Origin of the sequence: Winogradskyella sp. ECml5-4 (assembly GCF_036903175.1) — a bacterium.
In the GTDB taxonomy this organism is placed as follows: domain Bacteria; phylum Bacteroidota; class Bacteroidia; order Flavobacteriales; family Flavobacteriaceae; genus Winogradskyella; species Winogradskyella damuponensis.
The window spans coordinates 199135-226034 of record NZ_JAYJLF010000005.1 but is presented as its reverse complement, the minus strand read 5'-3'; the positions used below and the strand labels follow the sequence as shown (position 1 = coordinate 226034).

Genomic DNA, 26900 nt, shown 5'->3' with positions numbered 1-26900 from the left:
CTTAAAACACCCTAACTAAAATAATTAGTTAGGGTGTTTTTGTGAAATTTTATAAAGTCTATTTAGTTTTAAATATCAAACGCAGCTTTTACTTTATCTACGTAATCTAACTTTTCCCAAGTAAACAATTCTACATCTAAAGTTATAGGTTCTCCATTTGGTTGTTCAAATGTTTTACTTACAACTTCGTTTGTTCTTCCCATATGTCCATAAGCAGCGGTTTCGCTATACATTGGTTGACGTAGTTTTAGTCGTTCTTCTATTGCTGCTGGTCGCATATCAAAAAGCTGTTCTACTTTTTTAGCAATCTCACCATCTGTTAAGTTAAAAGGACAAGTGCCATATGTATCTATAAAAATTCCCATTGGTTCTACAACACCAATAGCATAAGATACTTGCACTAATATTTCTTCACATAACCCAGCTGCAACTAAATTTTTTGCAATATGCCTGGTTGCATACGCTGCACTTCTGTCTACTTTACTTGGATCTTTTCCAGAGAATGCACCTCCACCATGGGCACCTTTTCCTCCATAAGTATCAACAATAATCTTACGACCTGTTAAGCCTGTATCTCCATGCGGTCCGCCAATAACAAATTTACCAGTTGGATTAATGTGGTAAGTTATATCATCATTAAATAATAATTGGATGTGTTCTGGTAAGTTAGCAACTACTCTTGGAATCAATATTTCAACAATATCTTTTCTAATTTTAGCTAACATTTTATCTTCTGCGTCAAAATCATCATGCTGTGTAGAGACTACAATAGAATCTATACGTTGAGGTGTATTGTCATCGCTATATTCAATTGTTACTTGACTTTTAGAATCTGGGCGTAAATAGGTGATATCTTTATTTTCGCGACGTAATTCTGCCAATGCTTTTAAAATTCTATGCGATAAATCTAAGGCCAAAGGCATATAGTTATCGGTTTCGTTTGTTGCGTAGCCAAACATCATTCCTTGGTCGCCAGCGCCTTGTTCTTCTTTGGTTGCTCTATCAACACCGCGATTTATGTCTTCTGACTGTTCGTGTATAGCTGAAAATACTCCACAAGAATTGCCATCAAACATATAGGCACTTTTAGTATAACCTATTTTGTTTATGGTATCTCTTGCAATTTTCTGAACATCTAAATAAGTATTCGATTTTACTTCACCTGCAAGCACTACTTGTCCTGTGGTTACTAAGGTTTCGCAAGCGACTTTAGATTCTGGGTCAAAGGCTAAAAAATTATCAATTAAAGCATCACTAATTTGATCTGCTACTTTGTCTGGATGGCCTTCAGAAACACTTTCTGAGGTAAATAAATATGGCATAAATTCCTATGTTTAGGTTATGGTTATTTGCTGAAAAACTTAGATTACAAGTCGCTAGAGAAGTACATAACTTACTGCTTTAGCATTTTTTATTCTGAAATAATTTCAGAATCTGCTCTTTAAAGAACAGGTACTGAAAATGGTTTCAGTACTAGAGGTTGCAATCAGACAAATTTTTCCTCTTAAATTTTAATAAGGCAAAAGTAGAAAAATTAAATGGAATGAAGATTTAATAACGTAATTAAGTTAGATCTCTAGTTTGTAAATTAGAGAATTAATTCTGTGTTTAATATTAATTAAGCACATAAATAGATAACTATTTCTTAGGCTTTAATTAACAAACAAAAAGACTTTTAATGAGATATTTGTACTGTATTATTAAGCCTCAGAAAAGATGAAATTAATTAAAAAGCATAAGTCAGATTTTAAATTTGCAGTGCAAATTGTGTTGCTAACAGTTGTTTCTTTACTAGCGTCACTTTTTGTGTCATAGTTTAGATTTTAGAATACAATTATTAATTGTATTTATTGATTATTTTTGCTGCTCAATAATAGTCAATGCGGAATTTATTAAGTATAATTTTATTACTCACCTCAGTTGTGCTCTACGCACAAGACGATAAAAAAAATACGTATTTCGATTTCAATTATTTTGGTGGAAACATAGCACTTCACAACAATGATATTCTCCACTTAATTAAAGGTCACCCAGAAGGTTTTGTTTTTAGTTTTAATAAAAAAACTTACGGAAACAAAGTTTGGGAGCAACGCTATAATTATCCAGAATACGGCGTGTCTTTTATGTATCAAGATTTAAAAAATGATGTATTAGGGAATAATATTGGACTCTACGGACATTACAATTTTTATTTCTTTAAGCGCCATTTAATGTTGCGTATTGCTCAAGGTTTAGTGTATAGTACTAATCCTTACGATAAATATGAAAATCCAAAAAATATTGCATTTGGATCTGATATTTTGAGTTCAACCTATCTAATGTTCAATTATAAAAAAGACCGCCTTTTTAATGGATTTGGTTTTCAAACCGGTGTTACCTTAGTGCATTATTCTAATGCTAATGTAAAAGCACCAAACACAAGTGTTAATACCATTTCGTTTAATCTTGGTTTAACTTATAATTTAGCATCAGAAGATAAAGATTTTATTACTGATAGTGTTGATGGTAAATTCACTGAAAAGATAAAATATAATTTAGCTTTTAGGTCTGGTATTAACGAAAGTGACATTATAGGTAGTGGCCAATATTCCTTTTATGTGCTTTCGGCTTATGCAGATAAACGATTAAGCCATTATAGCGCTATTCAGTTTGGTACAGATGTGTTCTTTTCTAATTTTTTGAAAGAACTAATTTATTACCAATCGGTTGCATATCCTGAATTAAATGTAAACAGAGATGATGACTATAAACGCGTCGGATTATTTGTAGGGCACGAATTATTTGTCAATAAAATGTCTGTTGAAACTCAAGTAGGCTATTATGTGTATTATCCTTATGATTTTGAAGGGAGAACTTATTTAAGGATTGGTTTAAAACGCTATTTTGGCAAGACCTTATTTGGAGCCGTTACGCTAAAATCGCATGGTGCAAAAGCTGAAGCTGTTGAGTTTGGTGTAGGAGTAAGGCTGTAAGTTTAATATTTAGTAAAGGCACTTTTAAAATTTTATAAATACATGAATAAGATAATTTTATACATACTTACGCTTTTTCTATTTTGTGCTTGCAATAGTGAAGATGTTAATGATTGTTTTCAAGCTTCAGGTAATATTATACAGCAAGAGGTTGTTGTGTTAGACTTTGAGCGTATTATTGTTAATAGAGATATTGAATTAATAATTAAAGAAGCTCCAGAATATAAAGTGATTATTGAAACAGGGGAACATTTAATTAACGATGTTAAGGTTGAAGTTATTGGTAACCAACTGGTATTAACAGATCATAATTCTTGTAATTATGTAAGAGATTATGGTATCACTAAAATTTATGTTGAAGCACCAAACCTTAAAGAAATAAGAACATCAACCCAATATTCTATTTCTTCAGATGGAGTTTTAAATTACAATACCCTAAACTTGTATTCAGAAGATTTTAATGGAATAAGTGAGTTTGCAGTTGGTGATTTTAGACTCCAAATTAATTCAGAAAGACTAAATATTGAGTCCAATAATCTTTCCTTTTATTATATAAATGGTGTTGTAGAAGATTTATTTGTGGGCTTTTATTCCGGTTCTGGTCGTTTTGAAGGAGAACACTTATTGGCTCAAAACGTTCATGTTTTTCATCGTAGTAGTAATGATATGGTTGTAAATCCACAACAAAAGCTTACAGGAAATCTTAAAAGTACAGGTAATTTAATTTCTGTTAATGAACCTCCCATTGTAGAAGTTGAGCGGTTTTATACAGGACAGTTGTTGTTTGAATAAACCGTAAATGGTTTCAATACTACAAATCTTATAAATAATTTAGAATACTTATGTGTTTATGCCAAGCGTTATTAAAAACTGCTATAATAAGCTTTATTACTGCAGGCCTATTTTGTTAGTTCTTGAAACAAGCTTTCTAAACTCGCGTTTTTCTGGTTTAGTTGTAGAATTTTTAAATCATTATCATGTGCAAAATCAAATACATGAGAGCGCATGTCTTCTTTGGTAGAAAAGGTGATTTCGTAAATAAAATCGTGTGTGTTTTTTACCGCATCTACTTTTGGAAGTTTTAAGAGAAATGCATCTTCAACTCTATAATCAAATTCAACAATCACAACCTGCTGTTGGCCATCTCTTAAATCCTTCAAATATTTATCTGCAACAACTTCACCTTTATTTATAATAATAACACGGTCGCACATAGCTTCAACTTCTTGCATGATATGTGTAGAAAGAAAAATGGTTTTTTCTTTACCAATAGTTCTAATTAAGTTTCTGATATCTACTAATTGATTAGGATCTAAACCTGTTGTTGGCTCATCTAAAATTAAAACGTCCGGATTGTGTAATAAGGCATTTGCTAAACCAACACGTTGTCTATAACCTTTAGAAAGTTGGCCAATTTTTTTGTGTGCTTCAGGAGTTAACCCAGTTAGTTCAATAACTTCATTAATTCTGGATTTAGGAGTGCCATACACATTTGCGTTAAAATTTAAATATTCTTTAACGTATAACTCGGTGTACAACGGATTGTGTTCTGGTAAATAACCAACACTACTTTGGACATTCTTTTTATCGGAAGTTACATCAAAACCATTTACACTAGCAGAACCTTCAGAAGCTTCAATGTACGTGGTTAAGATTTTCATCATGGTCGATTTTCCTGCACCATTAGGACCTAAAAAACCAACAATTTCAGCATCGTTTACTTTAAAAGAAACATTGTTAAGTGCTTTTTGGTTTTTGTATAGTTTTGTAATGTTTTGAACTTCAATAGACATATAGAAAGAAATTTAGTCAAAAATAAGTAATTCAGAATAGTGTATCACAAATATTGATAATTCTTTAAAACTTTAGAATATTTCTCAAAAAAGCATTTCAACAATTTTGATTTGTAAAAATAATAATTACATTAGCATTATAATTATAGATTTCCACAGATGTGGAAAATGAATATGAACATATCTAGAGCATATTATAACTGGTTTTATTTCTTTTTTAGTTAAAGGAACGAGACTGAGTATGTTTTATTTAAAATATAGTTTTAAAAGTCTCGATTTAATCGAGACTTTTTTTGTTTCAGCATTTTTGAAGTTGAAATAATTCTGGATAAGATTCAGAATTTAAAAGATAAAAAATTTGAAAAAACCAATAGCCATACAAGGAATAAAAGGATCATTTCATCACGAAGTGGCTCAGCAATATTTTAGTGACACTACAGAAGTTGTAGAGTGTATGTCTTTTGACAGTACTGTAGAACGTCTGTTAAATGCAGATACAGATTTTATTGTAATGGCATTAGAGAATTCTATAGCAGGTTCAATAATTCCTAATTATGCACTTATTGATACTCATAATTTAAGAATAGTCGGTGAGCATTATTTAGATATTCAGCATAATTTATTAGCGTTAAACAATCAGTCTATAGCAGATATTACAGAGGTACATTCGCACCCAATGGCATTATTGCAATGTAAAGTTTTTTTTAAAAAATACCCGCAGATAAAGCTGGTAGAAGCTAAGGATACAGCAGATGTTGCAAAACAGATTTCAGAGCAAAATATAAAAGGAATTGCAGCTATTGCAAGTAAAAATGCAGGAAAGTTATATGGTTTAAAGGTTTTGGCAGAAAGTATTCAAACGATAAAACATAACGAAACGCGTTTTGTTATTGTAAAGCGCGATAATGATGAAATAGTGCCAGATGAAGTCAATAAAGCATCACTAAAATTTGAATTAGATCACAAGCGAGGAAGTTTGGCTGCAATTTTAAATGTGCTGAGCGATTGTAAACTCAACCTTACTAAAATACAATCGTTACCAAAAATTGAAACCCCTTGGAAATATGCTTTTTTTGTTGATGTAAGATTTGAAACATATAAAGACTTTGAAAAAGCTAAATCCATTATAAATTTAATGGCAGAAAATTTTAAAGTGTTGGGAGAATATAAAAATACAAGATGATGATAGAAGTTGCTAAACGTTTACAGAGTGTTCAAGAATACTACTTTTCTAAAAAGTTGAGAGAGGTTGCGCTTTTAAAAGCGCAAGGAAAACCAATCATAAACTTAGGTATTGGTAGTCCGGATTTAGAGCCACCTTTTAAAGCTACGATGTTGCTTCAAGATAGTTTAATAGATGAGCAAGCACACCAATATCAAAGCTATCAAGGCTTGCCTGAATTGAGAGAAGGAATTTCTGATTTTTATAAAAACCATTATAATGTCAATTTAAGTGCTCAAACAGAAGTATTGCCATTAATGGGGAGTAAGGAAGGGATTATGCATATTTCTATGGCTTTTTTAAACAAAGGGGATAAGGTTTTAGTTCCAAATCCTGGTTACCCAACTTATGCGTCTGTAACTAAATTATTGGAAGCAAAACCTATTTATTACGACTTAAATGAAAAAGATAATTGGTTGCCAGATTTTAGAGCATTAGAACGTTTAGATTTAAAGCGTGTAAAAATTATGTGGATTAATTATCCGCACATGCCAACAGGTGTGAATGCTACAAATAAGTTTTATGATCGCGTAATTGCCTTTGGAAAACGGCATGATATTTTAATAGTAAATGATAATCCATACAGTTTTATATTAAATGAAAAGCCAATAAGTATTTTAAGATATAAAAATGCAAAAAACGTGTGTTTAGAGTTGAATTCGTTAAGTAAAACGTTTAATATGGCTGGTTGGCGCGTTGGAATGTTAGTTGGTAATTACGATTTTGTAAACGCAGTATTACGCGTAAAAAGCAATATGGATTCAGGAATGTTTTATGGCATTCAAAAAGGAGCCATTGAGGCTTTAAAATGTTCAGACATGTGGTTTAAAAGCTTGAATAGTGTGTATAAAAAACGGCGAGAATTAATCTGGAAATTAGCAGAAAACCTTAATTGTATTTATGATAAAGATGCCACAGGCTTATTTGTTTGGGCAAAATTACCACCTCATATAAAATCTGAAGAATTTACAGATTTGGTTTTAAAAGAACATTCAATTTTTATAACACCAGGAACCGTTTTTGGAAGTAATGGAGAAGGATATGTACGTTTTTCGTTATGTGCTTCTGAAGAAGTTATAGAAGAAGCAATAGCAAGAGTTTAGTAAGTATGAACAATATTTTTATAATAGGAGTTGGATTAATTGGCGGCAGTTTTGCGTTTGATGTAAAAGCATTACATCCAAAATGTAAGGTTTTTGGTATTGATTCAACTGAAGCACATCTTGAAGAGGCTTTGCAATTAGGAGTTATTGATGAAAAAGCACATTTTGAAGATTTAAATAAAGCAGACGTCGTAATTATAGCGATTCCTGTAGATGCAACTTTAGAGGTTTTGCCTAAAGTGTTAGATCATATTTCTGAGGATGCCATTGTTTTTGATGTGGGTTCTACTAAAGAAGATATTTGTGATATAGTGAGAAATCACCCTAAGCGCAGAAATTATTTAGCAGCACATCCTATTGCAGGTACAGAACATTCTGGTCCAAAAGCCGCAATTCGTAATTTGTATAAAAACAAGACGAATATTATTTGTGAAGTAGAAGAAACAGCCTTCAAACTTCAAGAAAAAGCATTAAAGTTGTTTTCAGATTTAGGGATGAGAATTCGTTATATGAACCCTAAAGCACACGATAAACATATTGCTTATGTCTCACATTTATCGCATATCAGTGCGTTTATGTTGGGAAAAACAGTGATTGATAAAGAAAGAAATGAACGCGATATCTTTGATATGGCAGGTAGTGGTTTTGCGAGTACAGTGCGTTTAGCAAAGAGTTCACCAGCGATGTGGACACCAATTTTTAAACAAAATAAAACAAATGTTATAGAGACTTTAGACGAGTATATTAATAATCTAAAACATTTTAAACAACTGATGGAAGACGATGATTTTGAAGCCGTTTATAACGAAATGGAAAAAACAAATCATATAAAAGACATATTAAACGGAATACAATAGTAATTAAGAATAAAAAGCAAAAATGGAAAATAAGAAAGAAATGAGAACCTGGTTGGATGCTATGAATTTAGATCATCCTTTAGTGATAGCAGGACCATGTAGTGCAGAAACTGAAGAACAAGTATTAAAAATAGCACACGAGCTAAAAGATACAGATGTTAATTACTATAGAGCAGGTATTTGGAAACCAAGAACGCGTCCGGGTAATTTTGAAGGAGTAGGAGCATTAGGCTTAAAATGGTTGCAAAAAGTAAAGGCAGAAACAGGAATGAAAACCTGTACAGAAGTTGCAAATGCAGCACATGTAAAATTAGCTTTAGAGCATGATGTCGATTTATTATGGATTGGTGCACGTTCTACTGTAAGCCCTTTTATAATGCAAGAAATTGCCGATGCCTTACAAGGAACCGATAAAATTGTATTGGTTAAAAATCCAGTAAATCCAGATTTATCATTATGGTTAGGTGGAATTGAACGATTATATTCTGCGGGAATTAAAAATTTAGGTGCTATACATAGAGGGTTTTCTACATATGAAAAATCTAAATATAGAAATATACCAGAATGGCAATTGGCTATTGAGTTTCAAAATAGATTTCCAGATTTGCCTTTGATTAATGACCCTTCTCATATTACAGGGAATAGAGATATGATTTTAGAGGTTTCTCAAACAGCCTTAGATCTTAATTTTGACGGCTTAATGGTAGAAACACATTTTGATCCTGAAAATGCATGGAGTGATGCTGCACAGCAGGTAACGCCAAGTAGTCTTGTTCAAATAATGAAAGATTTAAAGATTAGAAAAGAATCAGATCCTGAAGCAGAATACAATTCAGAACTTAATAACTTAAGAGCACAGATTGATGTTGTCGATAATCAAATTATCGAATTACTTGGTAAACGTATGAAAGTGGCAGATGGTATTGGTTTACTTAAAAAACAAAAGAATGTTGCCGTGTTACAAAACAAGCGATGGAACGAAATTTTAGGTAAAATGGTGTTAGAAGGTGATGAAAAAGGACTAAGCGAAGAGTTTATTTTACGCATGTTTAAGGCGATTCACCAAGAATCAATTAACCATCAAGAAAAGATTATAAATAACTAAAACTTAAAGGCTCGCCATTAGCGAGCCTTTTTATTTGAGTGTTTTATCTTTGACTAAAGAGATCTCTTGAATGTATAACGAGTAATAAAAATACCTTGACCATCGCCTTTACCACTATCGCTTTCTACAGCACTATTTATAAACATAAGTTCCCAACCTTCTTTTGCCATAGACGTAAGTTTAGAACTAACAACGGCATCATTAGCAACAATATTTTGAAAACGGATACCACCAATATTATAAAAGTTTAATAATTTAGTTTCCTCAAAATCCTTGACACGTATATCGCCACGCTTAGATTTGTTTCTGCTATTATCTTCTTCGGTTTGACCAGAGGTGAAATCTTCGTAATTTCTATCAATATTAGAGGATATCAAACGTGAACGTCCCAATCCATTAGATACAATAGACTCTATACTAGTAATGACCTTATATTCAACTTCAGGAACGGTGTCTTCTTCCTGAACAAAGGAGAAGGAAATAAAGCCCGCAATGAGTAATCCAATAATCAATAAATTTTTTTTCATAAAGAATGTTTTTAAGTTTAAGACTCTAAATTAAGTATTTTTTTAGTTTAAAATCGTTTCTTTGTTATACTATAAAAAACATGACAGGAACAGTATATAAATCTACAGGCAGTTGGTACACTGTAAAAAACCTTAACGGTAAATTCTATGAATGTAGAATTAAAGGCCGTTTTAGGTTGGATGGTATTAAAAGTACCAACCCAATTGCTGTTGGCGATAAAGTAGAGTTTGAGCTAGAAACAAAAAATAATACCGAAACAGGAGTTATAAACCGAATTGAAGAACGTAAAAACTATATTGTTAGAAAATCGGTAAATCTATCTAAGCAAACGCATATAATTGCGTCAAATATTGATCTGGTATTTTTATTAGTAACCATAGACAATCCACCAACATTTACTACGTTTATAGATCGTTTTTTAGTTACAGCAGAAGCCTATGATATTAAAACAGTTTTACTTTTTAATAAAATAGATACTTATAACGAAGAAACGTTGTTAGAAGTAAAGTATTTAGCAAGTATATACCGCGCAATTGGTTATGAGTGTATAGGTATTTCTGCAACCACAGGAAAAAACATAGACAAAGTAAAAGCTTTAATGAAAGGCAATGTAAGCATGTTTGCTGGTCATTCAGGAGTTGGTAAGTCTACCTTGGTAAATGCTATTGAGCCCTCTTTAGACTTAAAAACAAAAGCGATTTCAACACAACATAGCCAAGGACAACACACCACAACATTTGCTGAGATGTTCGATTTAAGCTTTGATGCCAAAATAATTGATACACCAGGTATAAAAGGTTTTGGAGTGGTTGATATGGAAAAAGAAGAAGTGGGCGATTATTTCCCTGAGTTTTTTGCACTAAAGCAAGATTGTAAGTTTAATAATTGTATTCACTTAAACGAACCAAAATGTGCCGTAAAAGAGGCTTTAGAAGCGAATAAGGTGTCTTATTCAAGGTATAAAAGTTATGTTCAAATCTTAGAAGGAGAAGATGAGCATTACAGAACTGATAATTGGGATGATGCGCAGTAAGCAATTTTCTTTTATAGTAAGGTATATGTATTAAAAGGAATATCTCTTCAAAATAACAGTAGGTCTAATTTTAAAAAATTCCCATGTTTTTGGGCAATGATATGAAAATAGTAATACAAAGGGTTTCTGAAGCAAGTGTTACCATTAAAAGCAATAAAGTTGCAGAAATAGATAATGGTCTTTTGATTCTGTTAGGTGTTGTAAACGAAGACAGCCAAGAAGATATTAATTGGCTCTGTAATAAAATAACCAATCTTCGTATTTTTCCTGATGAAGACGGAGTGATGAACAAATCATTAAAAGATGCAGAAGGGGATGTAATTTTGGTAAGTCAATTTACGCTTCATGCTAGTACAAAAAAAGGAAATAGACCAAGTTATATAAAAGCAGCAAAACCAGATGTAGCTATTCCGTTGTATGAAAGTTTTATAGAAACGCTTCAAAAGACTTTGGGAAAAAAGATACAAACCGGAGAATTCGGCGCAGATATGAAAGTGCACTTAGTTAATGATGGTCCAGTAACTATTATCATCGATTCTAAAAATAAAGAGTGATATCATGGCATCACTATTTGGTCATGGATTGGTCGCTTATACAACCTCTAAACTTGTAGATTCTAAATCGAGTAGATTGCTTTTAATACTGGCAATCAGTTCTGCAGTATTACCAGACTTATATACAATTCAAAAACTCTGACGTTAAGTTTACTTATCTTGCGCAACAAAATGGAAATTATTAACAATTGAAAGTTCAATTAGATATTGTTAATACACTTATTTTACCAGAAAATTATAAAGGTTTTAAGGCTTTTTATACTAAAATTGTAGAGAAACAAGCAGAACAAATTATACTAACTAAAAACTAAATATGAACATTAAAAACGCACAAAAAGAAGTTGATGATTGGATTAATGCACATGGCGTACGTTATTTTAACGAGCTTACTAATATGGCTCAATTAACAGAAGAGGTTGGAGAGGTTGCACGAATTATTGCCAGACGTTATGGTGAGCAAAGTGAAAAAGAAAGTGATAAAGATAAAGATTTAGGCGAGGAACTATCTGATGTTGTGTTTGTTGTGCTTTGCTTAGCCAATCAAACAGGTATTGATTTACAAGAAGCTTTTGATAAAAAAATGCATAAGAAAACAAAACGCGATCATAACAGGCATCATAATAACGAGAAATTAAAGTAGTTTTGTCATATCAACCTATTTTAGAGATGCCTTATGGACATTAATATCCAAAAATCAAAACTTCAAAATCAACAAACGATTCAAATCACAGGATCTAAAAGCGAATCTAACCGATTATTGTTATTGCAAGCTTTATATCCTCAGATTAGTATTAAGAACATCTCTAATTCAGATGACTCGGTGTTAATGCAAAAGGCTTTAACTTCAACAGATCAGCTTATAGATATCCATCACGCAGGTACAGCTATGCGATTTCTTACAGCTTATTTCTCTATTCAAAAGGGCAGAGAAGTAACAATAACAGGATCTAAACGAATGAAAGAACGCCCAATTAAAATATTGGTCGATGCTCTAAAAACCCTTGGAGCAGATATTACATATTTAGAAAATGATGGTTTCCCTCCATTAAAAATAGTTGGGAACACATTAAATAAAAAAGAAGTCACTTTAGATGCTAATGTTAGTAGTCAATATATTTCTGCACTATTGCTTATTGCGTCTAAATTAGAAAATGGTTTAGAGCTTACTTTAAAAGGTAAAATAACCTCTGTGCCATATATCAATATGACATTGAGTTTATTAAATGAAATAGATGTTAAAACGAGTTTTATTGATAATATCATTTCTGTAAAACCTCAAACATCAGAGATTAAACCTTGCACTTTAACAGTGGAGTCAGATTGGTCTTCTGCTTCTTATTTTTATAGTGTTATTGCATTAAGTGATGTTGGTAAAGAACTAACAATAGCATCTTATAAAGAAAAAAGCTTACAAGGAGATTCTGTTTTAGCAACCATTTATAAAAAGTTTGGAGTTACAACCACTTTTTTAGACGATGCCATAACCCTTCGTAAATCGTCAAGTGTTGAAACAAAAACTATTATCGAATTAGATTTAAGTAATGCACCAGATATAGCACAAACTATAGCTGTTACCGCATTTGGTTTAGGGTTAGAATGTCATATGATAGGTTTACATACGCTAAAAATTAAAGAGACAGATCGTTTAGTCGCACTTAAAACAGAATTAGAAAAATTAGGAGCTCAGGTAGAAATTACAGAAAACGCATTGCATTTAAAAGCTTCAAATAAAATAACAACCGACGTTTCAATCGCAACATATAACGATCATAGAATGGCTATGGCCTTTGCGCCATTAGGATTAAAAACAACATTGGCAATAAAAAACGCAGAGGTCGTAAGTAAATCTTATCCGCAATTTTGGGAAGATTTTAAAACCATAGGATTTAGTATAACATAACGATTTATTAAAAATCTAATCTCAGAATTAAAACCACTAACCATCTGTAAATTTCTGTTTTATTAGTTCAATTAACTGATCTAACGTTTTTTTAAGCCACTCAAAGTAAAATAAACACCTATTTACTTGACAAGGCCTATGTTGAGATTGTATATTTGCTAATTCTAAAAAAATAATAAAATACATGAAATTATCACACTTTAGTTTTGACCTTCCAGACGAATTACTAGCCGAGCATCCTGCTGAACACAGAGATGAATCTAGGTTAATGGTATTGAATAGAGAAAAACAAACTATAGAACACAAACTTTTCAAAGACATTATCGATTATTTTGATGAAGGTGATGTGATGATAATGAATGATACTAAAGTTTTTCCAGCACGTTTATACGGTAATAAAGAAAAAACAGGAGCACGTATCGAAGTGTTTTTATTACGCGAATTAAACCAAGACCAACGTCTTTGGGATGTATTAGTAGATCCTGCTCGTAAAATTAGAATTGGTAATAAATTATATTTTGGCGAAGACGAAACTCTTGTTGCTGAGGTTATAGATAATACAACTTCAAGAGGTAGAACCTTACGTTTCCTTTATGACGGGTCTTATATGGACTTTAGAACAAAATTAACGGAGCTTGGTGAAACACCTTTACCAAAATATATTAATAGAGCTGTAGAGCCAGAAGATGAAGAGCGCTATCAAACCATATATGCAAAAAACGAAGGAGCAGTAGCAGCACCAACAGCAGGTTTACATTTTTCTAAACATTTATTAAAACGTTTAGAAATTAAAGGTGTAGAGACGGCAGAAGTGACATTACATGTTGGTTTAGGAACTTTTAACCCTGTTGAGGTAGAGGATTTATCTAAGCACAAAATGGATAGCGAAGAGATTATTATTACAAAACAAGCTGCAGATATAGTAAATAGAGGAATAGAAAATAAAAAACGTGTATGTGCTGTTGGTACAACATCAATGCGTACCGTTGAAAGTTCTGTGTCTTCAAACGGAAGACTTAATGAATTTGAAGGCTGGACCAATAAATTTATTTTCCCACCTTACGATTTTAGTATTGCAAATTGTATGATTACTAATTTTCATACACCAAAATCAACCTTATTAATGATGACATCTGCTTTTGCAGGTCATGATTTTATTAAAAAGGCTTATGAAGAAGCAGTAAAAGAAAAGTATAAATTCTATTCTTATGGTGATGCGATGCTTATCATCTAAAATAAGAATATACCCTATATTTAAAAGCCTCTTAGTTGAGGCTTTTTTATTTGTGTAAGAAAACCAAATTCATTTAAGTACTTTTGCATCAAATGGAAGTAAAAAAGAAAGACATACGCGCTTTAACTAAAGAGCAACTTAGAGCATTCTTCGTAAAACAAGGAGATAAAGCCTTTAGAGGAAATCAAGTGTACGAATGGTTGTGGCAAAAATCAGCCTATAGTTTTGAAGATATGACCAATATATCTATAGAAACTAGACAAATGCTTGAGGATAATTTTGTTATTAATCATATCAAAGTAGATCAGATGCAACGGAGCTCTGATGGTACTATAAAAAATGCAGTACGATTACATGATGATTTAATTGTAGAATCAGTACTTATTCCAACAGCAACTAGAACCACAGCTTGTGTCTCTTCTCAAGTAGGTTGTAGTCTCGATTGTAGGTTTTGTGCAACAGCGCGATTAAAACGCATGCGAAATCTAAATCCAGATGAAATTTATGATCAAGTTGTTGCTATAGATAATGAAAGTAGATTATATCATAATAGACCTTTAAGTAATATTGTATTTATGGGAATGGGAGAACCTTTAATGAACTACAATAATGTTCTTAAAGCCATTGACAAAATTACTTCACCAGAAGGTTTGGGAATGTCTCCAAAGCGTATTGTGGTTTCAACTTCTGGAGTGCCAAAAATGATTAAAAAAATGGCTGATGAAAATGTAAAGTTTAAGTTAGCGGTATCATTACATTCTGCAATAGATGACATACGTACATCTATAATGCCTTTTAATGCTACATTTCCTTTAGCCGATCTAAGAGAAGCGTTGCAATATTGGTATGCCGCAACTAAAAATAGAATTACTTATGAGTATGTCGTTTGGGATGGTATTAATGATAAACGAAAAGATGCTGAAGCATTGGTAGAGTTCTGCAAATTTGCTCCGAGTAAAGTCAACCTTATAGAATATAATCCAATTGACGATGGCGAATTTCAACAAGCCAACTCAAAAGCTATAGATATGTACGTATCCGTGCTAGAAGCTAATAATATTACTGTGACAGTAAGAAGAAGTAGAGGTAAAGATATTGATGCCGCTTGCGGACAATTGGCAAATAAAAGCTAAAACATAATGTGAATTTTTTAGTTTTAGAAATAAAAAAAAGCGGCAATTGCCGCTTTTTCTTGTAATATTAAAGAGCTCTAATTAATTACTCTTTAGTAACTCTAAGAGTTTTAGTTTTAGTTCCAGAAGAAATCTTAACTAAGTAAAGACCTTTAGATAATTCTGATAAGTCAATAGATGAATTGTTTATTTCATTTTTAGTGAAATTTGCTACATTTTGACCAAGTAAGTTAAATACAGTTACATTATCAACATCTTGTGATGATTTAATATTTAAAACATCAGAAGTAGGATTAGGATATACATTAAGAGTTTCTAATGAAACTTCTTCTCCAATACTTAAGAATTGATCATCAGTTGTGAAACTCCAAACAGAACTTGTTGTAGTTCCAAAGCAATTGGTAATGTCAATACTCCAAAAATAAGTTGTACTAAGACCTAAACCTGTAATTAATACTCCATTTTCAATACCTTCAATTGCTTGTGACGGTGGATTGGTAGTACCAATATTTAATGTGTAGTTATCACCAGCGTTACCTGCGTCGTTCCAGCTAAAATTTAAGCCGCCATCAGCAGTAATACCAATAGCTGTTGCAGCATCAGCAGGCAGAGGAGTTGTTGCTACAGCAGGAGCTGCTGTTTCTGTACACTGAAAAACAGATATATTGTCAATAGACCAAGATATAGACCAATTACCTGTCCATACAAATCTTATTTGTGCATTAGTTACACCTGCTATTTCTGATATATCAAATAATTGAGAACCAGTTATAGTGGTATTAGGTGTACTTCCAATTGCAGTAGCATAAGTTTGAACGTTTACCCATGCACTACCATTGTACACTTCTATCTCACCTAGTCCTCCGAAATTTCCGTTGTAAACAGTGTCAAAAGTAAGTGTCGCTGAAGTTATAGAAGAAGCGTCAAAGACAGGGCTTGTTAGAGTGGTGTTCTCTGCACCTCCTTCAGAACCATAACCATCACTATCCATAGTAGCGTAGTTACCTTCTAAACCACTCTCATAAAGTAAAGTGTTAGGTGCCGTAAATCCTCCAGCTTCACCGCCAGTTTCAATTGTCCATATTTCGCCACTTGTTGTTAAATCTTCAATTGTCCAACCCGTCGGTACTGTAAGTCCAGCTTCAAAATCTTCAGACAATACTTCTTGAGCAAACATAAGGTTTGAAGCAAAAAATAATGCCAATAATAAAGTAGTTTTTTTCATGTGTTTTATGATTTTTTAGATTAATTCCATAAAGTTACAAATATTTTTGAGTACTAAAAGTTAAAATGCTATAATTCCTTTTTTTTTGAATGAAAAGCTAATAGAATTTGTAATTTTACAGAGTTAAAGTCTTTAATGAAAATAACCGAACAAATAAAACAACCTATTACTTATGAGATGGACCTTTTTGAACAAAAGTTCCAACTCTCAATGGCAAGTAAAGTAGCGCTTCTTAATCGTATTACACATTATATTGTAAACCGAAAAGGGAAACAAATGCGACCTATGTTTGTGTTCTTGGTTGCTAAAATGATGAACAATGGCGAGGTGAGTGAACGCACTTATAGAGGTGCTTCGGTTATTGAACTAATTCATACTGCGACTTTAGTTCATGATGATGTTGTTGATGACAGTAATAGAAGACGAGGTTTTTTCTCAATTAATGCGCTTTGGAAAAATAAAATAGCTGTTCTCATAGGAGATTTCTTATTGTCTAAAGGCCTCTTGCTTTCAATAGATAATAATGATTTTGATTTACTTAAAATTATTTCAGTTGCTGTTCGGGAAATGAGCGAAGGAGAGCTACTTCAAATCGAAAAGGCAAGACAACTCGATATTACTGAAGCTATTTATTATGAAATCATAAGACAAAAAACAGCGACTTTAATAGCCGCATGTTGTAGTCTTGGAGCCGCTTCAGTAAAACCCAATTCGCCAGAAGTGGAAACCATGCGAAAGTTTGGTGAGTTGATTGGTATGGCATTTCAAATTAAAGATGATTTATTTGATTATGGACAAGAAGCCATAGGTAAACCAACAGGTATAGATATTAAGGAGCAAAAAATGACCTTACCTTTAATATATGTTTTAAATAACTGTACCAAAAAAGAAAAATCTTGGCTTATTAATTCGGTTAAAAATCATAACAAAGATAAACAACGTGTTAAAGATGTTATTGTTTTTGTAAAGGATAATGGTGGTTTAGATTACGCCGTGTCTAAAATGAAAGCATTTCAAGAAGAAGCTCTAAATATTTTAGCAACTTATCCAGAATCACCATACAAAGCATCTCTAAAGCTTATGGTGGATTATGTTATTGATAGAAAAAAATAAATCACAACCAGCTCTTTTTTTAGCTATTTGTATATTATTTTCACTCTCCAGGCAACCCTTGGCTACAAAATTACGTCTTTATAAATAGAAAGCAACCTGAAGCGTATTTAGAACTTAAAATTAAACATGAAAGTTATTCAACTTCATAAAAACGAAACAAAACTCATAGAGCGTGCTGCGAAGCAAAATCGTGAAGCGCAACATGTATTGTACGAGTTACATGCTCCAAAAATGCTTAGTGTTTGCAGGTACTATGTAAAGGATGTACATCAGGCAGAAGAAGTAATGTTAAATGGTTTCTTTAAAGTATTTAAGTACTTAAAATCATTTAAAAATGAAGGTAGTTTTGAAGGTTGGGTAAGACGAATAATGGTGCGAGAGGCTATTTCTTATATAAGACAACAAAAGCATATTGAATTTGCTGTAGAGGATGATTATTTAGAATACGATTCCTCAAACAATATCAATTCAAATATTGAAGTAGCAGAAATACAATTACTTATAGATAGTTTACCTGAAGGTTACCGAATGGTTTTTGTAATGTATGCTATAGAAGGGTACAAGCATCAGGAAATTGCCGAACTATTAAAAATTTCTGAAGGCACATCAAAGTCGCAATTATTTAAAGCAAGACAAATGCTTCAGAAAAAAATTAAAGAATTAAATAACAACAGTTATGGCTCCAATTAAATTTGAAGAAAATATAAAAGATAAGCTCGAAAAACGAACCTTATCTCCAACATCAGAGAGTTGGTCTAAATTATCAGATCGGTTAGATGAAGACGAAAAGAAATCTAAAAAACCAATGTATTGGTGGTTAAGTATTGCAGCGGGATTATTGATTTTGATGGCTATATCAATACCGTTTTTTAACAACAATGATTCAGAAGTGATTCAGCCTCGAATGGTCGAAGAAGAAGCAATTAAAGAGCATATCCAAAAAGAAACGATACAACCAGAGCAAAAAGAATCTATTGAATTAGCAAATGAAGCACATGGAGTAGAAGATAAGAGTCAAGAAGCGTTGCCAAGCGTTAAAACATCTAAAATAATAGATTATAAAAAAGCAGGTAAACTAAATTCAGAATCTAAAACTCAATTGGCGGAGAATCGTGAAGTGTTAGAAGATCCAACTGCATTAACTACAAATAAAAAGGTAAATCAGGAGTTGCAAACAGAAATTGATGATACTATTATCAAAAATGCTATAGCAGAAGCCATGGAAACCTTAAAGTCTGAAAACAATTCGGTTACAGAACAAGAAATCGATTCGTTATTAAAACTCGCAAGTAAAGAATTGTTTAGAGAAAAACTACAAAAAGAAACATCAAAAACAGTTGATGCTACTCAGCTATTAGAAAGTGTTGAAGACGAAATGGGGCAATCTTTTAGAACTAAAGTTTTTGAAGCTTTAAAAGATAGTTACGAATCTGTAAAAACTGCAGTTGCAGATCGTAATAACTAATATTTATTTGAAATAAAAGAATCACATATTCATAAATATAAAATAAGAAATAGATGAGGAAATAAGGACTCTCATCAGAAGAATCAAATCAATAAATCATCAATAAATCAAAAAACGAACAGTTATGAAAACAATTACAAGATTGGTAGTATACTTAGTGTTATCACTAACATTTGCTACAGTTCAAGGGCAGGAAACAAAAAAGGACAGCATACAAAAGTCGGCAAACGAATTAAAAATTAAAACACTTACAAGCCTCAAATCAAAAATAGAAAGTGAGGAACGCGAATTTCTGAAAATAGAAATAACATCAATTAATAAACGCTTAGACGATGGAAAAATAACAGCAGCAGAGGCAGAAGATTTAAAGAAAGAAGCTGCAAAAAAAAGAGCTTTAAATATTGAAAATAGATTAGCGATTATTGACAATAAAATTGCTTTATTAGAACGAAATGATAAGGTGGAAGATGCTAGTGGTGATGGATTTACATTTAGAATCGGTGCCGATGATAACTCTAGTGATAGTTTTATTTATTTTGGAAATCCATCAAAAGATAAACCTAGAAAATACGATAGACGTATATCTACAGATATTGTCTTTGCCTTTGGATTTAATAATGCTTTAATCGACGGTCAAGATTTGGAAGATTCGCCATACAAATTAGGTGGATCTGGGTTTATAGAATTGGGTTACGCATGGAAAACGCGAATCTTTGATAATACCAACTTCTGGAGATTGAAATATGGTTTTTCTTTACAATGGAATAAGTTAAAGATTAAAGATAATAACTACTTAGTTAATACCGATGGAGACATTTCTTTACAAGAATATCCTATAGATGCCGATAAAATAAAATTTAGAACAACAAATTTGGTATTCCCGATGCATATAGAATTTGGCCCTTCCAAAAAGATTGAAAAAGAAGATTATTTTAGATATTCAACACACAAAAAACTAAAAATAGGGTTAGGAGGTTATGCCGGTTTAAACTTGGGGAATATGCAAAAGATAAAGTATAAAGAAGATGGCGAACGCGAAAAAGAGAAACAACGTGATCAATTTGAAGTAAGCGAATTTATCTACGGACTAAGCGGATATATAGCTTTAGGTGATGTCGCTTTATATGTTAAATACGATCTGAATCCATTGTTTAAAAATCAAGTGGTAGACCAAAATAACATATCTGTCGGATTACGATTCGATATGGATTAAATCAATCAATCAATTTTTGAGTGTTAGAAAAGCCTAAGTCTAAATTTTAGATTTAGGCTTTTTGTGTTTTAAATTAGTAATTTAATAAAGCTTCAATTTTAGCTTTTACTTTGTCCGTTGAAGGAATCATCGTTTGCTCTAAAGTCGAATTTAAAGGAATTGCTGGCATATTCTCGCTTTCAATAATCATTACCGGTATATTTAAAGTAATCTTCTTGAATAGTTTTTATGGCTTCCAACTCATTAAATTCTTGAACATATTTCAGGTTTAGTTGATGCGATTAGAGAAGGTGATAATGTAGAATTCGATTTAGCAGAAGGAAAAAAAGGATTAAACGCAGTTAATGTAAAAGTTATATAAGTATATATCGTACAATCTTTTTAAGAGTAAAGCCTATCTTTTTAGATAGGCTTTTTTTATGCTTAATGTCTGAAGTACCTGCTCCTAATTAGCATATGATTTCCATGAAGGACTAGTGTTAATATAAAAGCTTCGTATGACGTACAATAGCCTATATTTTAAAATTTAACCTAAAAAAGACAGACCTCCATTATAATTTTAATAACTTAACTTCTTAAATAAACTTCTGTTTTATGAACACAATAACAATTCAAGATGAAAGTGCTGCAGGTGATATATTAAATGAAATAACACTGAAATTTAATGAAGAATATATTACAGTTTCTGAGCTTATCAAGGCTCGAATAGAATTGGAGATTTCGCGGTATAATGACAACGTAGAAACTTATAAAAAAGGCTTAGTTACACCAGGTCAATTAGAGTCTAAACTCAATAACAAAAAAAGCAAATCTATAGATGTAGAAAAGCAATTATACATCGCTTTAGACGCTTTTAAAACTAATGGCTTTATTTTACTTGTTGATGATCAACAAGTGGAAAACATCCATCAAAAAGTACTTGTCGATAAGTCAACAACAGTATCATTCATTAAATTAACACCATTAGTTGGTGGATAAATCATCCTAGAAATGCTTAATATTTTCAAGAAAAAAACAACTCCATCAAAATTTAAATATATTGATGACATTATTACAAAAGTTAATTCTTCAGTAAGTTATGTATACAGTTCTAATGATCTTTCGGGAAATTCCGAATATGAGAATTTAAAAAAAGAATCTAAGACCTACCAAAAACAATATATTATAGATAGCGTCAATTACATTGAAGAAATCCTCAACAGAGAATTTGAAAATCAACAAAAATCAGTAAAAAAGAGAGACAATGATATCTATAGGTATCGCTTGACTGCATTTGCAATATTAAATGGATTAATGCGCAGAAATCTTGATTATACCGAGAAAGAATGGATAAGTCTATTTGAATTAGTCAATGAAAAAATTATAGCTTTAAATAGAAACGCCTATGGTTTTTCTCTAAGTGATTTTCCAACAAACTACGCTATTCAACAAATTGAGCGCACTATTAAAAAAGAAGGACTATCGGATGAATTATCTAACTTTATTAAAAGCATGTTGGAATGGAATAGTCTTACCGATACCTCCACTAGTTATTGGGGAAGTGATCTTAAGAAATCAGTTTCAAAATTGAGTAAAATAGTACAAGTCGACGGAGAATTTGTCCCGTTTATATTAAAAACAAATGATATTGGAAACGAAGTAAACGCGATTGTTAATCATAGTGGTGAAAATGTAAATGAACTTCATCAATTATTATTCTTAACCTATGATGCTACAAGCTCTAAACCTTCTAAAAAATTTCAAGCACAAACAGAAAAGTTAATAAATGCTATTGGAAAAAATAAGTATCGAAAAATTGCTCAAGAGATTCTTTCCATTGCTGTAAGTCATCCTATTTCAGAGAAAACAGAGACTTATACATATTCAAATGAAGTAAGAGAGTACACGCAATATTCATATTTATGCGATCCTAGCAAACAATTCATAAAAGGAATTATCTGGACAATGTCCCCTTTTTCAGATAAAGAAACATTACATATATTAAGTAAACTCCTTGAAAAATCGTATACCAAAATGCCAGGAGTTGGTCCAGCAGCAGCAGCTATAGGTAATGCATGCATCTACGTAATGGGTAACATGAGAGGAAAAGATGGATTGGGGGCTTTATCTCGAATAAAATTAAAACTAAAACAAAATAACGTTAAAAAGAGCATAGACAAATATCTTGTGGAAGGTGCAAAAAAATACAACGTTTCGGTTGAAGAACTTAAGGAAATGGCTGTTCCCGATTTTCAATTAGAAGGTGGAATTAAATCTGTTTTGTTTGAAGACTATAGTCTCAATATTTCTATCACAGAAAGCAAGGTCAACCAACAATGGATAAAACCCGATGGTAAGAGTATGAAATCTGTACCATCAACTGTTAAAAACTCTACAAAGCTAAGCAATCAACTTAAAGAATTACGTAAGGAAATCAAAGAAATCCAAAAGGTATATTCAGCTCAAAAACAAAGAATTGATAATCAATTTATTCTCAATAGAAGTTGGGATTTCCCTTCTTTTAAAAAGTATTATTTAAATCATGGTTTAGTCAATCCTATTTCAACAAAACTTATTTGGACAATTAAAAATGAAACCCAATCTACTTCTGTTTTATGGATAGATAATACATGGCAAAATGCTAATGGTGAAATAATAAGTTGGATTGATGACAATTGCACCGTACAACTCTGGCATCCTGTTTTTGCTACTGAAAAAGAAATAGTTGATTGGAGAGATAGAATTATAGACTTAGAATTAAAACAACCCATTAAACAAGCATTTCGGGAGCTTTATATTCTAACAGACGCAGAAATTAATACGCAAACCTATTCTAACAGAATGGCGGCTCATATTTTAAAACAACACCAATTTAATGCCCTTGCGGGTCTTCGTGGTTGGAAATATTCATTAATGGGAGCTTATGATGATGGGCGTGATGACGAATTGTGTTCAAAATATTTACCTGAACACCAAATAACTGCGGAATATTGGATTGATGAACTCAATGACCACGATGCTTATAACGATGCTGGAATTTGGCTATATGTTGCCACAGATCAAGTAAAGTTTAAAAATGCTGATGGCCATGTCATGAATCTAATTGATGTTCCAAAAATTGTTTTTTCGGAAATTATGCGCGATGTCGATTTGTTTGTTGGAGTATGTAGTGTCGGAAATGACCCAGAATGGCAAGATAATAATGGAGATAGACAAACGCATAGAGATTATTGGACATCCTATTCATTTGGGGATTTAACAGAAATTGCAAAAACCCGAAAATCTATTCTTGAAAGATTACTTCCAAGGCTAAGTAAAATTAAAGACAAAGCTACTATTGATGGTAAGTTTTTAATTGTTCAAGGAACTATAAGAACCTACAAAATACATATTGGTAGTGGAAATATTTTGATGGAACCTAACGATCAATATTTATGTATTGTACCTTCTAGATCACCTAACAAATCAACCGACAAATTATTTATTCCTTTCGAAGGTGATAAAGGTTTATCTATTGTTTTAAGCAAGGCTTTTCTTCTAGCTGAGGACACTAAAATTACAGACACAACGATTTTAAGCCAAATTAACCGAAACTAATGACGTCATTTTTTGAAGTACATGAAAAATGCATAGGCAAAGAAAAAATTGATCTGCTGAAGAATTCACGAATTGCTGTTGTAGGACTTGGTGGATTAGGCTGTTCTGTTGCTATGGGATTAACCCGTTTAGGAATCAACAAATTAGTATTAGTTGATAATGATAAAATAGAACAGTCTAATGTTGCCAGACAAATTCTATTTACAAAGTCTAATGTCGGAGCATCAAAAGTTGAAACTGCTAAACATGCTTTAACAGCGATTTTTGACGATCTAGATATCACATGCATTCAAGATTATATAACAACTCAAAACGGAATTAACATATTAAAGAGTGCTGATATTATTGTTGATTGCACAGACAATTATATGGCACGTTACGCTATTAGTAAAACTTGTGAATCTATTAGTAAACCGATGATTTTTGGTGGAGTCCAAGGATTCGAAGGTCAAGTCGGTGTTTTTAATTATAAAAACAGCAAACCCTTTCATCATATATTCCCAAATATTAATTCATTATTAAAAGTTGAAAACTGTGAAGCCTCTGGTGTACTCCCTTTTGTAGTTCATACCATTGCGAACTATCAAGTAATAGAATGCTATAAAATTATTTGTAATGAAAATAATGTCTTAAACAATCAACTGTTATGCATCAATACACTTTCAAATAAAAGTAGAATTTTAAAGTTGGAATAAATCAATAATTCAACAAGTCTTCAATTTTAGCTTTCACTTTATCTGTTGAAGGAATCATCGTTTGCTCTAAAGTCGAATTTAAAGGAATTGCTGGCATATTCTCACTACCAATCGTCATTACTGGTGCATCTAAATGTTTAAAGCATTCCTCTTGAATTTTTCCAGCTAATGCTCTTGCAAAACTATTGTTTGAAGGTTCTTCTGTTACAACAAGACACTTTCCAGTTTTCTTAACCGATGTCATAATCGTGGCTTCATCTAAAGGAAACAACGTACGCAAATCAATCACTTCAATTTGGTCTTGCATTCCTAATGCTTCTGAAGCATTCATTGCCCAATGTACTCCCATTCCATAGGTTACTATGGTTAAAGTCTCTACATTGTCTTGTTTCCAAATTTCTTGTAACACCCATGCTTTACCAAAAGGCAATACGTAATCTTCACTTGGCTCAACAGAGGTTGCACCCTGCGTTCCTGGTACTTTAGACCAATATAAACCTTTGTGTTCTAAAATGACAACTGGATTAGGATCGTAGTAAGCCGCTTTCATTAAACCTTTTAAATCGGCTCCATTACTTGGATACGCTATTTTAATACCACGAATATTTGTAATTACAGATTCAACTGAAGATGAATGATAAGGTCCACCACTTCCATAAGCACCAATGGGCACTCTAAGAATCATAGAAACCGGCCATTTTCCGTTAGATAAATAACAACTTCTACTGACTTCTGTAAATAACTGATTTAAGCCAGGCCAAATATAATCGGCAAACTGAACCTCAACAATGGGCTTTAATCCAACGGCACTCATACCAACGGTAGAACCGACAATAAAAGCCTCTTGAATTGGTGTATTAAACACACGATCGTCTCCAAATTTTTGTGCTAAAGTTGCTGCTTCTCTAAAAACACCACCAAGTCTTCCTCCTACATCTTGCCCATAGAGTAAACATTCTTTATGCTTTTTCATCAGCTCTTCTACGGCGAATAAAGCACAATCGACCATAACTACTTTCTCTGCACCTTCTGGTGAACGTGTTCCTTTTTCCTCGGTAATTGGTGTGGGTACAAAATCGTTTGTAAATAAATCCTCAGGTTTTGGGTCTTCGGCTTTTAACGCTTTTTCGAAATCTGATTGTACTTTCGCTTTCGCGGAATTTTCAATGTCTAAAACGTCTTGTTCTGAAAATCCTGCATCTAGTAATTGTTGTTTAATAACCGGATAAGGATCACGAGAACGTGCCTCTTCTAAATCATCGCGATACCATTCCATTCGTACTCCAGACGTATGGTGATTTAATAACGGAACTTTGGCGTGTACTAAAAATGGTCTACGCTCTGCACGAATGGTTTCTATGACTTTTTCTAAGGCTTCATAACTTTCTGTAAAATTGGCTCCATCTATTGAGATCGCCTCTAAACCTTTAAACCCTTGTGCATATTCAAACGCATTTTGCGCTCTCGTTTCTGCTGCATTGGCACTAATATCCCAACCATTATCCTGTACTAAATATAAGATGGGCATTTGTTTTAATGCTGCCATTTGAAACGCTTCGGCTATTTCACCTTCGGTTACTGATGCGTCTCCTAAACTACAAACGGTAATTGGTTTTAGAGCGTTCTCGACTGCGCTCGAACTGACAGGGTCAGATTCTAAACTATAATCGTCTAAACCTTGTAATTCTTTATACTGCATTCCCATGGCAACGCCTGTTGCTGGAATGGTTTGCATTCCCGTTGCAGAAGATTGGTGTGGAATTTTAGGTTTGTCATTATCTTTTAAACTTGGATGTGAGTAGTATGTTCTTCCGCCAGAAAATGGATCGTCTTTTTTTGCTAATAATTGCAACATTAAATCGTAAGGTTCTAAACCAAACGATAACAACATGGCATCGTCTCTATAATATGGAAAGGCATAATCTTGAGGTAATAATTGAAGTCCTAAAGCTATTTGAATGGCTTCGTGTCCACGAGATGTTGCATGTACATATTTTGAAACTTGTTTAAAATTAGCTTCGTATAGTTCTGCCATAGCTTTTGCTGTGCAGAGTTTTGAAAATCCTTTTTTTAGTGTTTCTTTTTTCATCTTTAATGGCCGCGAAAGCGGTTGTCTTTTTTTAATGTTTCTTCTTTTACACCCCTGAAGTCCCCTCAAGGGGACAATCCTCTGAATAGT

General features: G+C 32.4%; 26 protein-coding genes and 1 pseudogene. 22 read left to right on the top strand and 5 right to left on the bottom strand.

Annotated features, from left to right (window positions below; translation table 11 throughout):
- Positions 1-68: 68 nt before the first annotated feature.
- On the bottom strand, positions 69-1322 hold the full coding sequence (metK, locus tag VDP25_RS05880) for a methionine adenosyltransferase (protein ID WP_215928453.1): 1254 nt from the start codon (positions 1320-1322) through the stop codon (positions 69-71).
- Positions 1323-1880: 558 nt separating this feature from the next.
- On the opposite strand from metK, the gene VDP25_RS05875 reads away from it, so the two are divergent.
- A complete protein-coding gene (locus VDP25_RS05875; protein WP_334467766.1) occupies positions 1881-2972 on the top strand; it encodes an acyloxyacyl hydrolase in 1092 nt (363 codons plus the stop codon).
- Between the two features lie 42 nt (positions 2973-3014).
- Entirely contained in the window at positions 3015-3764 is a 750-nt protein-coding gene (locus tag VDP25_RS05870; RefSeq protein ID WP_215928456.1) for a head GIN domain-containing protein, read from the top strand.
- A 107-nt stretch (positions 3765-3871) separates the two neighbouring features.
- On the opposite strand, the gene gldA is transcribed toward VDP25_RS05870, so the two are convergent.
- Complete coding sequence (gene gldA / locus VDP25_RS05865) at positions 3872-4765, bottom strand: gliding motility-associated ABC transporter ATP-binding subunit GldA (RefSeq protein WP_334467762.1); 894 nt, start codon at positions 4763-4765, stop codon at positions 3872-3874.
- Between the two features lie 358 nt (positions 4766-5123).
- Between gldA and VDP25_RS05860 the strand changes: the two genes are divergently transcribed.
- From VDP25_RS05860 to VDP25_RS05845, 4 genes are read left to right on the top strand one after another with little or no spacing between them, the layout of a single operon-like run.
- Positions 5124-5948, top strand: coding sequence for a prephenate dehydratase (locus tag VDP25_RS05860; protein WP_334467760.1), 825 nt, complete (start codon positions 5124-5126; stop codon positions 5946-5948).
- Positions 5948-7090, top strand: coding sequence for a pyridoxal phosphate-dependent aminotransferase (locus tag VDP25_RS05855; RefSeq protein ID WP_334467924.1), 1143 nt, complete (start codon positions 5948-5950; stop codon positions 7088-7090). The genes VDP25_RS05860 and VDP25_RS05855 overlap by 1 nt, the downstream gene beginning before the upstream one ends.
- Positions 7091-7095: 5 nt before the next feature.
- Positions 7096-7947, top strand: a complete 852-nt coding sequence (locus VDP25_RS05850) for a prephenate dehydrogenase (RefSeq protein WP_334467758.1) — start codon at positions 7096-7098, stop codon at positions 7945-7947.
- 22 nt (positions 7948-7969) lie between these two features.
- Entirely contained in the window at positions 7970-9052 is a 1083-nt protein-coding gene (locus tag VDP25_RS05845; protein WP_334467756.1) for a bifunctional 3-deoxy-7-phosphoheptulonate synthase/chorismate mutase type II, read from the top strand.
- 53 nt (positions 9053-9105) lie between these two features.
- Here VDP25_RS05845 and VDP25_RS05840 read toward each other — a convergent pair whose 3' ends face one another.
- Positions 9106-9579: a hypothetical protein gene (locus VDP25_RS05840; RefSeq protein WP_334467754.1), complete on the bottom strand. Its 474-nt coding sequence runs from the start codon at positions 9577-9579 to the stop codon at positions 9106-9108.
- Between the two features lie 80 nt (positions 9580-9659).
- Between VDP25_RS05840 and rsgA the strand changes: the two genes are divergently transcribed.
- The 8 genes from rsgA (at position 9660) to rlmN (ending at position 15434) form a co-directional block, all read left to right on the top strand.
- Positions 9660-10613, top strand: a complete 954-nt coding sequence (gene rsgA, locus VDP25_RS05835; protein WP_334467752.1) for a ribosome small subunit-dependent GTPase A — start codon at positions 9660-9662, stop codon at positions 10611-10613.
- 101 nt (positions 10614-10714) lie between these two features.
- Positions 10715-11167, top strand: a complete 453-nt coding sequence (dtd, locus tag VDP25_RS05830) for a D-aminoacyl-tRNA deacylase (RefSeq protein ID WP_334467750.1) — start codon at positions 10715-10717, stop codon at positions 11165-11167.
- A 4-nt stretch (positions 11168-11171) separates the two neighbouring features.
- Positions 11172-11309: a hypothetical protein gene (locus VDP25_RS05825; RefSeq protein WP_334467748.1), complete on the top strand. Its 138-nt coding sequence runs from the start codon at positions 11172-11174 to the stop codon at positions 11307-11309.
- Between the two features lie 46 nt (positions 11310-11355).
- Positions 11356-11478: a hypothetical protein gene (locus VDP25_RS05820; protein WP_334467746.1), complete on the top strand. Its 123-nt coding sequence runs from the start codon at positions 11356-11358 to the stop codon at positions 11476-11478.
- 2 nt (positions 11479-11480) lie between these two features.
- Entirely contained in the window at positions 11481-11807 is a 327-nt protein-coding gene (locus VDP25_RS05815) for a nucleotide pyrophosphohydrolase (protein WP_215928467.1), read from the top strand.
- 33 nt (positions 11808-11840) lie between these two features.
- Entirely contained in the window at positions 11841-13067 is a 1227-nt protein-coding gene (locus VDP25_RS05810) for a 3-phosphoshikimate 1-carboxyvinyltransferase (protein WP_334467743.1), read from the top strand.
- A 184-nt stretch (positions 13068-13251) separates the two neighbouring features.
- The gene (gene queA, locus VDP25_RS05805) at positions 13252-14301 is read left to right on the top strand and encodes a tRNA preQ1(34) S-adenosylmethionine ribosyltransferase-isomerase QueA (protein ID WP_334467741.1); all 1050 of its coding nucleotides are present in this window, start codon (positions 13252-13254) and stop codon (positions 14299-14301) included.
- Positions 14302-14393: 92 nt separating this feature from the next.
- Positions 14394-15434 (top strand): 23S rRNA (adenine(2503)-C(2))-methyltransferase RlmN, encoded by a 1041-nt coding sequence (rlmN, locus tag VDP25_RS05800; protein WP_334467738.1) that lies wholly within the window; start codon positions 14394-14396, stop codon positions 15432-15434.
- Positions 15435-15519: 85 nt separating this feature from the next.
- Here the strand turns inward: rlmN and VDP25_RS05795 are convergent, their stop codons facing one another.
- Positions 15520-16659, bottom strand: a complete 1140-nt coding sequence (locus VDP25_RS05795; protein ID WP_334467736.1) for a T9SS type A sorting domain-containing protein — start codon at positions 16657-16659, stop codon at positions 15520-15522.
- Positions 16660-16794: 135 nt separating this feature from the next.
- On the opposite strand from VDP25_RS05795, the gene VDP25_RS05790 reads away from it, so the two are divergent.
- The 8 genes and pseudogenes from VDP25_RS05790 to VDP25_RS05755 all read left to right on the top strand — a co-directional run bounded on the left by VDP25_RS05790 (position 16795) and on the right by VDP25_RS05755 (position 24721).
- Entirely contained in the window at positions 16795-17772 is a 978-nt protein-coding gene (locus VDP25_RS05790) for a polyprenyl synthetase family protein (RefSeq protein ID WP_334467734.1), read from the top strand.
- 126 nt (positions 17773-17898) lie between these two features.
- Positions 17899-18462, top strand: coding sequence for an RNA polymerase sigma factor (locus VDP25_RS05785; protein ID WP_334467731.1), 564 nt, complete (start codon positions 17899-17901; stop codon positions 18460-18462).
- A complete protein-coding gene (locus tag VDP25_RS05780) occupies positions 18449-19237 on the top strand; it encodes a hypothetical protein (protein ID WP_334467729.1) in 789 nt (262 codons plus the stop codon). Before VDP25_RS05785 ends, VDP25_RS05780 begins: the two co-directional genes overlap by 14 nt.
- 124 nt (positions 19238-19361) lie before the next feature.
- A complete protein-coding gene (locus VDP25_RS05775) occupies positions 19362-20450 on the top strand; it encodes a hypothetical protein (RefSeq protein WP_334467727.1) in 1089 nt (362 codons plus the stop codon).
- Positions 20451-20706: 256 nt separating this feature from the next.
- Positions 20707-20811 (top strand): annotated as a pseudogene (locus VDP25_RS05770) (cold-shock protein); the annotation flags it as partial.
- Positions 20812-21044: 233 nt separating this feature from the next.
- Positions 21045-21428, top strand: a complete 384-nt coding sequence (locus tag VDP25_RS05765; protein ID WP_334467725.1) for a hypothetical protein — start codon at positions 21045-21047, stop codon at positions 21426-21428.
- A gap of 12 nt (positions 21429-21440) precedes the next feature.
- On the top strand, positions 21441-24026 hold the full coding sequence (locus VDP25_RS05760) for a DUF4132 domain-containing protein (protein WP_334467723.1): 2586 nt from the start codon (positions 21441-21443) through the stop codon (positions 24024-24026).
- On the top strand, positions 24026-24721 hold the full coding sequence (locus VDP25_RS05755; protein WP_334467721.1) for a HesA/MoeB/ThiF family protein: 696 nt from the start codon (positions 24026-24028) through the stop codon (positions 24719-24721). Before VDP25_RS05760 ends, VDP25_RS05755 begins: the two co-directional genes overlap by 1 nt.
- A 1-nt stretch (position 24722) precedes the next feature.
- Here the strand turns inward: VDP25_RS05755 and VDP25_RS05750 are convergent, their stop codons facing one another.
- The gene (locus VDP25_RS05750; RefSeq protein WP_334467719.1) at positions 24723-26810 is read right to left on the bottom strand and encodes an alpha-ketoacid dehydrogenase subunit alpha/beta; all 2088 of its coding nucleotides are present in this window, start codon (positions 26808-26810) and stop codon (positions 24723-24725) included.
- Positions 26811-26900: the final 90 nt, after the last annotated feature.

Coding starts and splice junctions, on each gene's coding strand:
- queA (WP_334467741.1), top strand. CDS start 13,252: ATGAAATTATCACACTTTAGTTTTGACCTTCCAGACGAATTACTAGCC.
- VDP25_RS05870 (WP_215928456.1), top strand. CDS start 3,015: ATGAATAAGATAATTTTATACATACTTACGCTTTTTCTATTTTGTGCT.
- dtd (WP_334467750.1), top strand. CDS start 10,715: ATGAAAATAGTAATACAAAGGGTTTCTGAAGCAAGTGTTACCATTAAA.
- metK (WP_215928453.1), bottom strand. CDS start 1,322: ATGCCATATTTATTTACCTCAGAAAGTGTTTCTGAAGGCCATCCAGAC.
- VDP25_RS05815 (WP_215928467.1), top strand. CDS start 11,481: ATGAACATTAAAAACGCACAAAAAGAAGTTGATGATTGGATTAATGCA.
- VDP25_RS05785 (WP_334467731.1), top strand. CDS start 17,899: ATGAAAGTTATTCAACTTCATAAAAACGAAACAAAACTCATAGAGCGT.
- rlmN (WP_334467738.1), top strand. CDS start 14,394: ATGGAAGTAAAAAAGAAAGACATACGCGCTTTAACTAAAGAGCAACTT.
- gldA (WP_334467762.1), bottom strand. CDS start 4,765: ATGTCTATTGAAGTTCAAAACATTACAAAACTATACAAAAACCAAAAA.
- VDP25_RS05875 (WP_334467766.1), top strand. CDS start 1,881: ATGCGGAATTTATTAAGTATAATTTTATTACTCACCTCAGTTGTGCTC.
- VDP25_RS05760 (WP_334467723.1), top strand. CDS start 21,441: ATGCTTAATATTTTCAAGAAAAAAACAACTCCATCAAAATTTAAATAT.
- VDP25_RS05855 (WP_334467924.1), top strand. CDS start 5,948: ATGATAGAAGTTGCTAAACGTTTACAGAGTGTTCAAGAATACTACTTT.
- VDP25_RS05780 (WP_334467729.1), top strand. CDS start 18,449: ATGGCTCCAATTAAATTTGAAGAAAATATAAAAGATAAGCTCGAAAAA.
- VDP25_RS05795 (WP_334467736.1), bottom strand. CDS start 16,659: ATGAAAAAAACTACTTTATTATTGGCATTATTTTTTGCTTCAAACCTT.
- VDP25_RS05825 (WP_334467748.1), top strand. CDS start 11,172: ATGGCATCACTATTTGGTCATGGATTGGTCGCTTATACAACCTCTAAA.
- VDP25_RS05850 (WP_334467758.1), top strand. CDS start 7,096: ATGAACAATATTTTTATAATAGGAGTTGGATTAATTGGCGGCAGTTTT.
- VDP25_RS05790 (WP_334467734.1), top strand. CDS start 16,795: ATGAAAATAACCGAACAAATAAAACAACCTATTACTTATGAGATGGAC.
- VDP25_RS05765 (WP_334467725.1), top strand. CDS start 21,045: ATGAACACAATAACAATTCAAGATGAAAGTGCTGCAGGTGATATATTA.
- VDP25_RS05840 (WP_334467754.1), bottom strand. CDS start 9,579: ATGAAAAAAAATTTATTGATTATTGGATTACTCATTGCGGGCTTTATT.
- VDP25_RS05750 (WP_334467719.1), bottom strand. CDS start 26,810: ATGAAAAAAGAAACACTAAAAAAAGGATTTTCAAAACTCTGCACAGCA.
- VDP25_RS05755 (WP_334467721.1), top strand. CDS start 24,026: ATGACGTCATTTTTTGAAGTACATGAAAAATGCATAGGCAAAGAAAAA.
- VDP25_RS05810 (WP_334467743.1), top strand. CDS start 11,841: ATGGACATTAATATCCAAAAATCAAAACTTCAAAATCAACAAACGATT.
- VDP25_RS05845 (WP_334467756.1), top strand. CDS start 7,970: ATGGAAAATAAGAAAGAAATGAGAACCTGGTTGGATGCTATGAATTTA.
- rsgA (WP_334467752.1), top strand. CDS start 9,660: ATGACAGGAACAGTATATAAATCTACAGGCAGTTGGTACACTGTAAAA.
- VDP25_RS05775 (WP_334467727.1), top strand. CDS start 19,362: ATGAAAACAATTACAAGATTGGTAGTATACTTAGTGTTATCACTAACA.